Below are 12,890 nucleotides of genomic sequence, written 5' to 3' on the forward strand. Positions count from 1 at the left end.
CCTGCTCGACCGGGATGTGGAAGGTGTGGTGAACCGGCTCTGCCCGGATTCCCCGGTGCCGGTGCTCGACGAGACAGCGGCCACCGACCGGCCGGGGGGCGCCGGACTGGCAGCGGTGTTCGCCGCCGCGCAGGGCGCCGAGGTGGTGCTGGTGACAGCGCTCGCCGACGACGCCGGCGGGGCCCGGCTGAGCGCTCTGCTCGCCGCCGCCGGCGTGCAGGTGTTCCCCCTGGCCCTCTCCGGCGCGACACCGGAGAAGATCCGGCTGCGGGCCCGAGGGCGGGTGCTGCTGCGCCATGACCGGGGCGGCACGTCCGGGGAGCCGGGCCAGCCCTCCGACGAGGTGCTCCGGGTGATCGGCGCGGCGTCGGCGGTGCTGGTCAGCGACTACGGGCGGGGGGTGGCCCGGCAGCCCGCGCTGCGTGACGCCTTGGCCGCCACCCGCGCGCCGGTGGTGTGGGACCCGCATCCGCGCGGCCCGGCGGCGGTGCCCGGCGTACACCTGGCCACCCCGAACGAGTCCGAGGTGCGCGAGCTGGTCCCCGCGCTGCCCGGCGCCTCCCGACTGGCCACCGCGTCCCGCGGCGCCCAGGGACTCCGGCGGCGCTGGCGGGCCGGCGCTGTCGCGGTGACGCTCGGCGGTGACGGCGCGCTGCTCTGCCACGCCGGGTCGACGCCGCTGGTGGTACCGACGCCGGGTAGCGCCGAGGGGGACACCTGCGGCGCCGGCGACCGGTTCGCGGCGGCGGCCAGCCTCGCGCTGGCCCAGGGCGCGCTGGTCTCCGAGGCGGTGCAGGTGGCGGTCGCCGAGGCGTCCGCGTACGTGGCGGGTGGGGGAGTGGCGACGGCGCTGCCTCCGTCGGCGCCCGCGGTGCGCGCGGGAAGCGGGTTGGGGTCGCGAACCGCGCAGTCCCGGCCGCGGGGCGGCGCGGTGACCGCGGGGGTGGCCGACCGGGTGGGGGTCGCTGCCGTCGCCACGCTCCTGGGCGAGGTACGCGCCGCTGGCGGCACTGTGGTGGCGACCGGCGGCTGCTTCGACCTGCTGCACGCCGGGCACGTGGCCACCCTGCAGGCGGCCCGGCAGCTCGGCGACTGCCTGATCGTGTGCCTGAACTCCGACGCCAGCGTGGCCGGGTTGAAGGGGCCGGACCGGCCGGTGCAGTCCGAAGGTGACCGCAGCCGGCTGCTGGCCGCCCTGAGCTGCGTCGACGCGGTGCTCATCTTCGACGAGCCGACCCCGGAGGCGGCCCTGTCCTGGGTACGCCCCGACGTCTGGGTCAAGGGCGGCGACTACGCCACCGGTGGTGGGGACGCGAGCGCCACACTGCCGGAGGCGGAAGTCCTGCGCCGATGGGGTGGGAACACGGTGGTGGTGCCCTACCTGGACGGTCGTTCCACCACCGACCTGATCGTCCGCACGCTCGCGGAGCGGACCCGATGACCGCCACGCGGCCCGGCGCCGGGCCCACCGTCCTGGTCACCGGCGGCGCCAGCGGGCTCGGCGCCGCAGTGGTCGCCGCGGTGGCCGCCTCCGGTGGCCGACCGCTCGTGCTGGACCGGCAACCGCCGGTCGACGGGGTGTCCTGGACCGAGTGCGACCTGGCCGACACGCGAGCCGCCGAGGTGGCCACCCAGCACCTCGCCGAGCAGGCCGGTGGCCTGGACGCGGTGGTCACCGCCGCGGGCACTGACGTGCCGGGTCGACTCGCCGACGTGCCGGGGGAGACCTGGGACCGGATCGTCGCCGTCGACCTGCTGGCGACCGCGGCGGTGATCCGGGCCGCGCTGCCGTTCCTGCTGACCTCCCGGGGCCGCATCGTCACTGTCGCCTCCACACTGGGCGTCAAGGCGGTCAGCGACGCCACCGCGTACTGCGCGGCGAAGTTCGGGGTGGTGGGGTTCACCCGAGCCCTCGCCGCCGAGCTGGCCGGTCAGGTCGGCGTCACCCTGCTCATTCCGGGCGGGATGCGTACCGCGTTCTTCGACGAACGGGACCCGCAGTACAAGCCCGGGCCGGACGCGATCCTCAACGAGCCCGCCGACACCGCCGCCGCGATCATGTTCGCGCTGAACCAGCCGTCCGGCTGCGCGGTGCGCGAGATGGTGGTCTGCGCCGAGCAGGAGACCTCGTACCCGTGATCCTCGTGCTGCGCGCCCTCGGCGTCGGCGACCTGGTGACTGCGGTGCCCGCGCTGCGGGCGCTGCGGGCCGCGTACCCGTCGCGGGAGTTGGCGCTCGCCGCGCCCGGCTGGCTGGCCCCGCTGGTCGACCTGGTCGGTGGCGTCGACCGGTTGGTGGACACCACCGGGCTGGACCGACCGCTGCGGGTCGGGTCGGCCCCGCAGGTCGCTGTCAACCTGCATGGGCGCGGTCCACAGTCGCACCGGCTGCTCGCCGCCGCCCGGCCCGGTCGGCTGCTCGCCTTCGCCAACCCGGACGCCGGCTGCGCCGACGGCCCACGCTGGGCCGTGGACGAGCACGAGGTGGACCGGTGGTGCCGGCTGCTGTCCTGGTACGGCATTCCGGCCGACCGCGCCGACCTCAACCTGCGTCGGCCCGCGTCGGCGGGGCTGCCCAGCGGTGTCACAGTGCTGCACCCGGGGAGCAAGGTCCCCGCCAAGCGGTGGCCGGCCGAGCGGTTCGCCGCGCTGGCCCGGGCACTGACCGACCAGGGGCACCGGGTGCTGCTCACCGGCTCGGCCGACGAACGGGCGTTGGCCTCCCGGGTGGCCGAGGCGGCGGGCCTGCCCTCGGACGCCGTGCTGGCCGGCCGGACCGACCTCGGCGCGCTCGCCGCGCTGGTGGCCGACGCCCGACTGGTGGTCAGCGGGGACACCGGCGTCGCCCACCTGGCCACCGGGTACGGCACCCCGTCGGTCGTCCTCTTCGGGCCGGTGCCACCGGCGCACTGGGGGCCGCCACCGGACCGGCCACGGCACCGGGTGCTCTGGGCCGGCGAGGGTGATTGGCCCAGGTGGGACGGGGTAGGAAGCCACCCGACGATGGCGGCTCTGCGTCTCGACGAGGTGCTGGCCGCGGTGGCCGAGGTGGAGAGGCTGGTGCGGGTCTCCGGTGCGGTTGCGGCGTAGTGACCCGGGTCGACCGGGGTACGGACGGCGTCGGCGCGGACGGGGCTGGCTCTTCGTCGACCCGTCCGGGGATCCGGTGCGGGATCCGGATGTCCTGGCCCGGCTGCGGGAGTTGGTCATCCCCCCGGCCTGGCAGGACGTCTGGATCGCGCCGCATCCGAACGGGCACATCCAGGCGATCGGGATCGACGCGGCCGGTCGTAAGCAGTACATCTACCACCCGCGGTGGCGGGAGAAGCAGGACGAGGCGAAGTTCGACCACATGCTGGAGGTGGCCCGCCGGCTGCCGACGCTGCGCGAACGGGTGGGGCGTGACCTGGACGGCCGTGGACTGGGCCGGGACCGGGTGCTGGCGACGGTGGCCCGACTGCTGGACATGGGGATGTTCCGGGTCGGCAGCGACCAGTACGCCAACGGCGACGACCCGACGTACGGGGTGTCCACCCTGCGCCCGGAGCATGCCCGGTCCCGGCGTGGCTGTGTGGTGTTCGTGTTTCCCGCGAAGGGGGGCATCGAACAGGTACGCCGGATCGAGGACCCGGAGCTGTGCCAGGTGCTGGTGAATCTGCGCCGTCGTCGGCGACAGGCGGAGCGGCTGTTCGGCTACTGGGACGGTCGGGAGTGGCGTGACGTGCGCAGCGACGAGGTCAACGGGTACCTGCGTGACGCCAGCGGTGGGGAGATGACAGCGAAGGACTTCCGCACCTGGCACGCCACAGTGCTCGCGGCCACCGAGCTGGCCACCGTCGGTCCGGCGCGCTCGGTGACCGCCCGGCGCAAGGCGGTGGTGGCCGTGATGCGTGAGGTGGCGGATCTGCTGGGCAACACGCCGACGGTGGCTCGGGCGTCGTACGTGGACCCTCGGGTGGTCGATCTCTACCACGACGGGGTGGTGGCGCCGGTGGATCCGCAGGCGCCTCGTGAGGAGGCGGAGCGGGTCGTCCTGAAGTTGCTGGAGGGGGCCTGACCGGCCCCGTCGGCGATTCTGGGGGGAAGCGCGACGGGGCCGGAGCCTCGGCGTCAGCGGGGTGCCACCGGGCGGCCGCCCGCCGCTCGCGCGGCGGGCGCCTCGCCACGGCCCCCGTTGGCGACCCACCAGGCGATGGCCGGCCGCGTTGGTGTCAGTCTGCCGGCAGCGAGTTGACAGTGGATGCCTGGCGGTTGACGATCCGCGCCAAATCCGAGCCACTGTCGCGGTGTTCCTGCGCTGTGATGCCGTACGCGGCCCGGAATGCCCGGCTGAAGTGGGCCTTGTCGGGAAATCCCCACCGCGCCGCGACGGCCTGCACGGGCTGGTTGCGCAACGCCGGGTCGGTCAGGTCGCGCCGGCACCGGGCCAGCCGCAGCTCCCGGATGTAGGACGCCACAGTGGCGTCCTCGGCCTCGAACAACCGGTGCAGGGACCGCACCGAGATGTGGTGGGCGTCGGCGACGACCTGCGGGCCGAGCGTCGCGTCGCCGAGGTTGCGGTGGATGTACGACTGCACCTGGGTGAGCAGCGCCCGGCGGCGGACCTCGGTGGGAACGGCGTCCTCGGCGACGAGGTGCCGGCCGAGCATTGTGGTGGCCAGGTCGAGCCCCACCGCGCCGAGCCGGCTGGCGTCGGCGGCATGGTACTGCTCGGGGTGCCCGGTGACCTGGAGCAGGAACTGCGCCAACAGCGCCCCGATCCCCTCGCTGCCGGACATCCGGCCGCCGTAGAGCGCGGCCATCCGCTGTGGTGGCAGGGGCAGCGCGGCGTGCGGGATCAGCGTGATGATCGAGGTCGCGTCTTCGCGCTCCGGTTCGTTGGCGTGGTGGCACACGTCGTGGGGCCGGGACGCGTCGTAGAAGGTGAACTCGCCGGCCAGGATCTCGCTGTGGCGACCGTCCTGGCTGGACGTGCCGATGCCGCCGGTGGTAAGGGCGAGGATGTACAGCTCCGGGTCGGACTGACGGACCAGCTTCCGGGTCCGGGTGGCGTCCAGGGACGGGTATTCGTACTGCACCAGCTGGATCGGGCCGAGCCCGATGAAGTCGGCGCGGGCGGCGAAGTCGTCGCTGTGCGCGGACTGGATGCGCAGCGGCGCCGAGGTGCGCGCCACCAGGTCCAGCCACATGCCGAACCGTTCACCCGGTGGCAGGACCGTGGTGTCGATGGTGTCTCTCGGTAGCATCGGACTCCCTCAGCCCGCTCGACGCCGGATCAGTGCCTCCACGCCGTCGAGGATCCGGTCCAGGCCGAAGACGAACTCGTCGTCGGGGTCGTCGTCCTGGTAAAGCACACCGGCGTTGAGCACCCGGTGCAGCGCGGGGAAGCGGGCGGGGTCGATGAGCCTGGCCACCAGCCGACCGTACGCCGGCATCATCTCGCTCGGCTCGACGCCGGCCGCCCGGCTGCCCTCGGCGATCTGCGAGGTGAGGGTGGCCTCGTTGCGGACGTACCCGGTGATCAGCAGGAGCACCGACATCTTCTCGCCCTCACCGAGCGTGGTGCCGTCGAGGCAGCGCAGCCCGTCCTCCAGCCAGCCGAGCTGCTGCGGGGTGATCGGTGGGCCGCTGATCGGCACGTGTAGCAGCCAGGACCGTTGCCGCAGCACCAGGTGTTCGGCCCAGGCCCACCGGGTGAGGCCGGCACGCCAGTCGTCCTCCGGTGGGGGTGGGCCGGGGGACGGGCCGTACCCGGTGTCCACCATGAGCATCAGCAGCTCGTCCTTCGAGCCGACGTAGCGGTAGAGGGCCATGGTCGCGGCGCCCAACTCCTTGGCCACCCGGCTCATCGAGACGGCCGCCAGGCCGTCGGCGTCGGCCACCCGAATGGCGGCGTCCACGATGGCGGGCACGCTCATCCCCGGCCGTGGGCCCTTGGGTGGTCGTTCCCGCAGCCCCCACGCGCTCTCGATCGCCGGCGGGAGTACGGGCCCGCTGTCGTCTGTCTTCGCCGCCACATTTCCTCCTTGCCCCGCCATCCTAGTTCTGCGTATGGTCTACGCATAACAGCGTACGTCATACGCAGAGGAGAAACTGATCATGACGACCACCACACCGGCACCGCGGGCGGGCCGACGGGAGTGGATCGGGCTCACGGTGCTGATGCTGCCGCTGCTGCTGGTCTCGATGGACGTGTCGGTGCTCTACTTCGCCGTCCCGTTCATCAGCGCCGAGTTGCGCCCCACCGCCACCGAGCAGCTCTGGATCTTCGACATCTACGGCTTCGTGCTGGCCGGGCTGCTCATCACCATGGGCGCCCTGGGTGACCGGATCGGCCGACGCCGGCTCCTGCTCATCGGCGCCACCGCCTTCGGGGCGGCGTCGCTGCTGGCCGCGTACGCCGACAGCACCGCGACGCTGATCGCCGCGCGCGCCGTGCTCGGGGTCGGTGGGGCCACCCTGATGCCCTCCACGCTCGCCCTGGTGCGCAACATGTTCCACGACGCCAGGCAGCGCGGCACCGCCATCGCCGTCTGGACCGCCACCCTCACCGGCGGCATCGCGATCGGCCCGGTGCTCAGCGGCATCCTGCTGGAGCACTTCTGGTGGGGTTCCATCTTCCTGATCAACATCCCGGCGATGCTCATGCTGCTCCTGCTCGCCCCGCTCCTGGTGCCCGAGTTCCGCAACCCGGCCACCGGGCGGTTCGACCTGGTCAGCGCGGCCCTGTCGCTCGGCGCGCTGCTGCCGGTGATCTACGGCATCAAGGAGATGGCGCGCGACGGCCTCAGCCCGGTGCGGGTGCTCGCCATCGTCGGCGGCCTGCTGGTGGGCGCGCTCTTCCTGCACCGGCAGCGGACCCGGGCGTACCCGATGGTCGATCTCGCGCTGTTCCGCCGCCGCGGCTTCGCCGGGTCGCTCGCTGTCAACCTGCTGGCGATGTTCGCCATCGTCGGCTTCGCCATCTTCACCACCCAGCACCTCCAACTGGTGCTCGGTCTGAGCCCGCTACGGGCGGCGCTGTGGAGCCTCGTGCCGTCCCTCGCCGTTGGCGGAGTCGCACCGGCCGCCGCCGCCCTCGCCCAGCGCGTCGAACGGGCGTACCTCATCGGTGCGGGGTTCGGGATCGCGGTGCTCGGCTTCGTGGTGTTGACCCAGGTCACGCCGGAGACGCCGCTGTGGCTGCTGCTCGTCGGCGCCAGTGTCTACGCGGGTGGCCTGGTGATGGTCATGTCCCTCGTCACCGAACTGGTCCTCGGCGCGGCACCGCCCGAGCAGGCCGGCGTCGCGTCGGCGCTGACCGAGTCCAGCAGTGAGCTGGGCGGTGCGCTGGGAATGGCGATCCTGGGCAGCGTGGGAGCGGCGGTCTACCGCCGCGAGATCGTCGACGGCCTGCCGGCCGGGCTGCCCGCCGACACCGGCGCCGCGGCCCAGGAGACCCTCGGTGGTGCGCTCGCTGTCGCGCAGGGGCTGCCGGCGGATCTGGCGGACGCGGTGCGGCACGCCGCCGCTGTCGCGTTCACCGACGGGCTGCACCTGGCCGCGTACGCCGCCATGGTGGTGATGCTGCTCGGCGCGGTCACCGCGCTGGTCACGCTGCGCGGCGTCCGACCGGCCGACCCCACGGCGCTGGCCGTCGAGCCGACCGGTCCGGCCGATGCCTCGTTGTCGTCGGTCAGTCGATGAGCACGTGCGCGAGGCGGTCGCGGAAACGCCGCTCGGAGTCGCTGACCGACTCGCCGCCGATGCCCAGCAGCCCACCGCTGGACGCGGCGCCCACCACCTGCTCGGCGATCTTCACGAGCCAGTGCTTGTACGCGCCGGCCTCGCCCTCGTCGACCCGGCCGGCCAGCAGCTCGGCGGCCTGGCCGGCCCGCAGCAGCACGTCGTCGATGTACGCCCCGGGGTCGGCGGGCGCGATGGCCGGCAACTCCTCGCCGGTGTCCGGGTCACCGACCCGGGTGACGATCTCGCCGGCCACGGCGGCGACCAGTGGGCTGGCCGACTCCCGCCCGGCGGCGATGGTCTCCAGCCCGGCCGCGTTCTCCGCCATGGTCCGGCGGGTGCCGTCGGACTCGGCGGCGCTCGCCGCGGTCAGCACCGACTGCGGCAGGCCGACCAGCAGCCCCCACTCCCCGTCGGAGAAACCGAAACCGGTGTACGCCGGCTGCTCGATCACGGCAATGCCCCTTCCGCCCTGCTCTGCTTGGTCAATCGGTGCTTCGGTTGGTCGATCCACCGGGCCCGACACCGGCGCCCGGGTCAGGCTAGTCCAGGGTCAGCAGGCCCTGTTCGGACACCACGCGCACTGACAACGTCTTGTACCCGACCTCATCGAAGAGAACAGTCATCTTGTCCTCCTCGTACGACAGCACCAGGCCGGGTCCCCACTCCGGGTGACGCACCTGGCTGTGCACCGGGAACGGCCCGACGGCACCCTGGTCGGCCACGCTGGTGCCGTTGTGGCAGTTGTCGCAGTGGCCGCAGACCTGCGTCATCTGCTCGCCGAAGTAGGCCAGCAGGGTCTGCCCCCGGCAGGCGGTGGTCTCGGCGAAGGCCCGCATCATGTCGGTGCGGGACCGGGTCACCGTCTGCTGGCGCTCCGCCTCGGCCAGCGCCGCCGCGGCGGCGTCGGTCGGGGTGGGGGAGTAACGGGGCGCGCCGAGGCGCTGCCGGGCGCGCGGCTCGGCCGCACCGACCTGCTCCAACAGGGAGAGGTACTGGCCCAGCTTGCGCGGCCCGAGGCCGGTGGTCTCGCGCAGCTCGGTCTTGGTGGCCGGCTTCTTGCGCAGCAGCGCGGCCAGGTCGCGCAGCTCGTCGACGTCGGGCAGGCCGCCGCTGAAGAACCGTTGCAGGCCCACGTCCTCGGCCTGCCAGAGCAGCAGCACCCGGGCCGGTTGCCCGTCGCGGCCGGCCCGGCCGATCTCCTGGAAGTAGCTGTCCGGCGAGTCGGGCAGCGCCATGTGCACCACCCAGGCGATGTTCGGCTTGTCGATGCCCATGCCGAACGCCGAGGTCGCCACCATGATCGGCACCTGGTCGGCGAGGAACGCCTCGTGCAGTTCGTGGCGTGCGCCGGCCGCCATCCCGCCGTGGTAGAACTGCGCCGGGTAGCCGGCGTCGGTCAACCGGGCGGACAACTCCTCGGCGGCACGGCGGGTGGGCACGTAGATGATTCCGGGCCGCTCGTCGTCGCTCAGCAGCGCGATCAGTCGCCGCCACCGGTAGTCCTCGGTGGGGCAGTGCGCGACCTCGACGAACAGGTTCGGCCGGTCCAGCCCGGAGACCACCACCTCGGGCTCGCGCAGCCGCAGCCGGGCGATGATGTCGTCCCGTACCGGCGGGGAGGCGGTGGCGGTCAGCGCGACCACCGGCGGTCGGCCGATGCCGTCGATGAGGTGCCCGAGCGCCAGGTAGTCGGGGCGGAAGTCGTGCCCCCACGCGGAGATGCAGTGCGCCTCGTCGATCGCCACCAGCGCCGGTTTCAGCCCGGCGACCTCGGCCATCCGCTCGGGGTTGCTGAGCTGTTCCGGTGTGATGAAGAGGAACTCCGCCCGGCCCTCGCGGATCTCGGTGATCGCCTCGGCCTGCTGGGTGGGCGACTCGTTCGAGCTGATCCGCACCGCCCGCAGCTCCGGGCGTTGCCGCTCGTTGAGGGAGGCGATCTGGTCCTGCTGGAGGGCCAGCAGGGGGGAGATCACCACGGTGGGGCCGGGGATCAGGCTGGCCGGAATCTGGTAGATCGCCGACTTGCCGGCCCCGGTGGGCAACACCACCAGGGCGTCGCGTCGCTTCATCACCGCGCGCATGGCGGCCAGTTGGTTGGGTCGCAGCGCCTTCCAGCCGAAAAGGCTGCGGGCCGCGCGGCGCAACGTCATCGAATGCGTGGACAGTTTCATCGAGGGCCGGAGGTACCCGAGCCCATGACCGCCGAAACGCTTTCGACGATCATGGGCTCGGGCACCGGCCGTGCCCTCGATGGCCGATCGCCGATCGGCGGCTCAGCTCAGCCGGGGCAGGACCTCGCGCTGGTAGAGGTCGAACAGACCCTGGTAGTGCGGGCCGGTGTTGGCCACGTAGACCTCGTCGAAGCCGGCCTTGGCGTACTGGTCGATCATCTCCAGGTGCGCGTCGGCGCTGTTGCCGCAGACGAACGCCTCCTTCAGCATCTCCGGCTTGACCAGCTCGGCGGCCTGCTCGAAGTGTCGCGGCGAGGGCAGCACCTGGGACAGCTCACCCGGCACCCCCGCGTTGGGCCAGCGCTCGTACGCGATGCGCATGCCCTCGTCTTCGCTGTCCGCGTACGCCGCCTTGAAGCCGGCCTGGCACGGCTTGTCGCCGCCGCCGTTCTCGCGGAAGCGCCGGACCATCTCGCCGTCGGGCATGGTGCTCACGTAACCGTCACCGATCCGGGCGGCCAGGTCGATGGACTTCGGCCCGAAGCCGGAGACGTAGATCGGCGGGGGAGTGTCGGGCAGGGTGTAGATCCGGGCCTGCTCCACTGTGTAGTGCTTGCCGTGGTGGTTGACGAAGCCGCCACCCCACAGTGCTCGCAGCACCTCGACGGCTTCCTCCAGCATTTCCAGCCGGACGTCGGCCTGCGGCCAGGCGTCGCCGAAGATGTGCTCGTTGAGTGCCTCGCCGGTGCCGACGCCGAGCACGAACCGCCCGCCGTGCAGCACCGCGCTGGTCGCCGCGGCCTGTGCGATAACGGCGGGGTGGATCCGCACGGTGGGGCAGGTCACCGCCGTGGTCACCGGCAGCGAACAGACCTGGCTGAGCGCGCCGATCATCGACCAGACGAACGGGCTCTGGCCCTGTGCGTCCACCCAGGGGTGGTAGTGGTCGGAGATCCACAGCGCCTCGAAGCCGGCCCGTTCGGCACCGCGCGCCTGCTCCAGCAACTCGGCTGGCGTGAACTCCTCACTGGACAGAAAGTATCCGATCTTCATGGCTTACCCCTTCGGCGCGCGGACCTGCTGATGGGGAATGCCGTACCCCGGTCGTGGTCGGCCACACCCGGACCGTCGGGCACGGATCGGTACGGGTTGCTCAGCGTCGACCGAACATCGCCCGGATCGCGGCGAGGAGCAACAGGGCGCCGACCACCAGGCCTAGCAGGCGTACGCCGGGGATGTCGGCCGGGCTCGTCGCGTCGGCCAGCAGGACGGGATCCATCCCCGCACTCTCCCCGGGGAGCGGGCCGCCAGGCAACTGTAAGGTTTATTGACTATTGAATCGCTCAGTGTGACCATGGCAGGACCGCCTGCCGGTGGCGGTGCGCCGAGGGCGCGCGAGAGATGGGGTACGGGGGCCGCATGAGCGAGCGCAACCAGCGGATCGACGGGGGCGCACCGTCGCCGGTGATCGACATCGATCACTGCCAGGGGGCGGCGTGACCACCACCGGGCACCTCCCGGCGCTCGCCGCCGCAGTCCTGCAACCCGGCTTCGTCGGCACCACCCCACCACCGTGGGTGTGCCGCTGGCTTGGCGAGGGTCTCGGCTCGGTGGTGCTCTTCGCCCGCAACGTCGTCGACACCGAGCAGGTGGCCGCGCTCACCGCGACGCTGCGCGCGGAACGGCCGGACGTCATCGTGGCGATCGACGAGGAGGCCGGCGACGTCACCCGGCTGGAGTCGGTACACGGCAGCTCCCGGCCCGGCAACTTCGCCCTCGGCGCCGTCGACGACCCGGAGCTGACCGAGGCCGTCGCCCGGGACCTCGGTGCCGAACTGGCCGCCGCGGGGATCACCCTCAACTACGCCCCGGACGCCGACGTCAACTCCAACCCGGCGAACCCGGTGATCGGTGTCCGTTCCTTCGGCGCCGACCCGGTGCTGGTCGCGCGGCACACCGCCGCCTGGGTCCGCGGTCTTCAGGCCGGCGGCGTCGCGGCCTGCGCCAAACACTTCCCCGGGCACGGCGACACCCGGGTCGACTCACACCACGACCTGCCCCGGATCACCGCCGACCGCGACCGGCTCGACGCCTGCGAACTGGCCCCGTTCCGCGCCGCCGTGGCCGCCGGGGTGCAGGCGGTGATGACCGGCCACCTGCTGGTGCCCGCCCTCGACCCGCAGCTGCCGGCGACGCTGAGTCAGCGCATCCTGGGCGGGTTGCTCCGCGACGAGCTGGGCTTCTCCGGCGTGGTGGTCACCGACGCGGTGGAGATGCGCGCGGTAGCCGACCGGTACGGCTTCGCCGGTGCCACGATCCGCGCCCTGGCCGCCGGGGCCGACGCCATCTGCATCGGTGGCGAACGGGCCGACGAGCACGCCGCCAGCGAGCTGCGCGACGCCATCGTGGCCGCCGTCGTCTCCGGTGAGCTGCCCGAGGAACGCCTCGCCGAGGCCGCGAAGCGCGTCGGTCAACTCGCCGCCTGGACGGTGGGCGCCCGCAGCGCCGGCACTGTCGGCGCGCGCGGCGCCGCAGACGTCGGGCTGGTCGCCGCCCGCCGGGCCGTCCGGGTCACCGCAGCCCCGGGCACGACGGTGGCACTGCCCCTGACCCGCGCGGCGCACGTCGTCGAGTTCGAGCCGCTGCGCAACATCGCCATCGGCGCCGAGACCCCGTGGGGCATCGGCCTGCCACTGGCCGAACTGCTGCCCGACACCAGCACGGTCCGCTACGCCGAACCCGACGTGCCGGCCGACCCGGGCGCCGGGGCGGGCAACCGCCCCCTGGTCCTGGTCGTCCGTGACCTGCACCGGCACGACTGGATGCGCGCCGCAGTGCAGCGTGCGTTGGCCGCCCGGCCGGACGCGGTCGTCGTCGAGTTGGGCGTCCCCGAGCTGGTCACCGGGGCGGTGCACCTGGCAACCCACGGCGCCACCCGGGCCAGCGGGCGGGCCGCCGCCGAGGTGCTCACCGGCGCCCGCTGACCGGCCGC

The 12,890-nt window shown here is 73.1% G+C and carries 11 protein-coding genes and 2 pseudogenes; 7 read left to right on the forward strand and 6 right to left on the reverse strand.

All coding sequences use genetic code 11. From position 1 onward, the window contains the following. Positions 1-28: 28 nt before the first annotated feature. The 5 genes and pseudogenes from IW249_RS35235 to IW249_RS20230 all read left to right on the forward strand — a co-directional run. A pseudogene (locus IW249_RS35235) lies at positions 29-796 on the forward strand (PfkB family carbohydrate kinase); the annotation flags it as partial. Between the two features lie 150 nt (positions 797-946). Beyond that, positions 947-1,411 (forward strand): annotated as a pseudogene (locus IW249_RS35240) (adenylyltransferase/cytidyltransferase family protein); the annotation flags it as partial. 26 nt (positions 1,412-1,437) lie between these two features. Beyond that, positions 1,438-2,139 carry an SDR family oxidoreductase gene (locus tag IW249_RS20220; protein WP_196922196.1) on the forward strand — a complete coding sequence of 234 codons (702 nt, stop codon included), beginning with the start codon at positions 1,438-1,440 and terminating at the stop codon, positions 2,137-2,139. After that, positions 2,136-3,089 (forward strand): glycosyltransferase family 9 protein, encoded by a 954-nt coding sequence (locus IW249_RS20225; protein WP_196922198.1) that lies wholly within the window; start codon positions 2,136-2,138, stop codon positions 3,087-3,089. Before IW249_RS20220 ends, IW249_RS20225 begins: the two co-directional genes overlap by 4 nt. After that, positions 3,073-4,056 carry a DNA topoisomerase IB gene (locus IW249_RS20230; RefSeq protein WP_196922199.1) on the forward strand — a complete coding sequence of 328 codons (984 nt, stop codon included), beginning with the start codon at positions 3,073-3,075 and terminating at the stop codon, positions 4,054-4,056. Before IW249_RS20225 ends, IW249_RS20230 begins: the two co-directional genes overlap by 17 nt. A 154-nt stretch (positions 4,057-4,210) precedes the next feature. Here the strand turns inward: IW249_RS20230 and IW249_RS20235 are convergent, their stop codons facing one another. Both IW249_RS20235 and IW249_RS20240 read right to left on the reverse strand, forming a co-directional pair. After that, positions 4,211-5,245, reverse strand: coding sequence for an AraC-like ligand-binding domain-containing protein (locus tag IW249_RS20235; RefSeq protein WP_196922200.1), 1,035 nt, complete (start codon positions 5,243-5,245; stop codon positions 4,211-4,213). A gap of 9 nt (positions 5,246-5,254) precedes the next feature. Beyond that, entirely contained in the window at positions 5,255-6,016 is a 762-nt protein-coding gene (locus IW249_RS20240; RefSeq protein ID WP_196922202.1) for a TetR/AcrR family transcriptional regulator, read from the reverse strand. 82 nt (positions 6,017-6,098) lie between these two features. Here IW249_RS20240 and IW249_RS20245 point away from each other — a divergent pair, with 82 nt between their 5' ends. Further along, positions 6,099-7,685, forward strand: a complete 1,587-nt coding sequence (locus tag IW249_RS20245) for an MFS transporter (protein ID WP_196922204.1) — start codon at positions 6,099-6,101, stop codon at positions 7,683-7,685. Here the strand turns inward: IW249_RS20245 and IW249_RS20250 are convergent. The 4 genes from IW249_RS20250 to IW249_RS34785 form a co-directional block, all read right to left on the reverse strand. Next, a complete protein-coding gene (locus tag IW249_RS20250) occupies positions 7,675-8,178 on the reverse strand; it encodes a hypothetical protein (RefSeq protein ID WP_196922206.1) in 504 nt (167 codons plus the stop codon). The genes IW249_RS20245 and IW249_RS20250 overlap by 11 nt on opposite strands. An 88-nt stretch (positions 8,179-8,266) precedes the next feature. Continuing rightward, on the reverse strand, positions 8,267-9,898 hold the full coding sequence (locus IW249_RS20255; RefSeq protein ID WP_196922207.1) for a RecQ family ATP-dependent DNA helicase: 1,632 nt from the start codon (positions 9,896-9,898) through the stop codon (positions 8,267-8,269). A 102-nt stretch (positions 9,899-10,000) separates the two neighbouring features. Continuing rightward, positions 10,001-10,951 carry a TIGR03557 family F420-dependent LLM class oxidoreductase gene (locus tag IW249_RS20260; RefSeq protein ID WP_196922209.1) on the reverse strand — a complete coding sequence of 317 codons (951 nt, stop codon included), beginning with the start codon at positions 10,949-10,951 and terminating at the stop codon, positions 10,001-10,003. A 100-nt stretch (positions 10,952-11,051) separates the two neighbouring features. Further along, positions 11,052-11,177, reverse strand: coding sequence for a hypothetical protein (locus IW249_RS34785; RefSeq protein ID WP_255750123.1), 126 nt, complete (start codon positions 11,175-11,177; stop codon positions 11,052-11,054). Positions 11,178-11,394: 217 nt separating this feature from the next. Between IW249_RS34785 and IW249_RS20265 the strand changes: the two genes are divergently transcribed. After that, positions 11,395-12,882, forward strand: coding sequence for a glycoside hydrolase family 3 protein (locus IW249_RS20265; protein WP_196922210.1), 1,488 nt, complete (start codon positions 11,395-11,397; stop codon positions 12,880-12,882). The last annotated feature ends 8 nt before the right edge of the window (positions 12,883-12,890 follow it).

It is taken from the genome of Micromonospora vinacea (assembly GCF_015751785.1).
Taxonomy (GTDB): domain Bacteria; phylum Actinomycetota; class Actinomycetes; order Mycobacteriales; family Micromonosporaceae; genus Micromonospora; species Micromonospora vinacea.

Coding starts and splice junctions, on each gene's coding strand:
- IW249_RS20220 (WP_196922196.1), top strand. CDS start 1,438: ATGACCGCCACGCGGCCCGGCGCCGGGCCCACCGTCCTGGTCACCGGC.
- IW249_RS20235 (WP_196922200.1), bottom strand. CDS start 5,245: ATGCTACCGAGAGACACCATCGACACCACGGTCCTGCCACCGGGTGAA.
- IW249_RS20245 (WP_196922204.1), top strand. CDS start 6,099: ATGACGACCACCACACCGGCACCGCGGGCGGGCCGACGGGAGTGGATC.
- IW249_RS20255 (WP_196922207.1), bottom strand. CDS start 9,898: ATGAAACTGTCCACGCATTCGATGACGTTGCGCCGCGCGGCCCGCAGC.
- IW249_RS20260 (WP_196922209.1), bottom strand. CDS start 10,951: ATGAAGATCGGATACTTTCTGTCCAGTGAGGAGTTCACGCCAGCCGAG.
- IW249_RS34785 (WP_255750123.1), bottom strand. CDS start 11,177: ATGGATCCCGTCCTGCTGGCCGACGCGACGAGCCCGGCCGACATCCCC.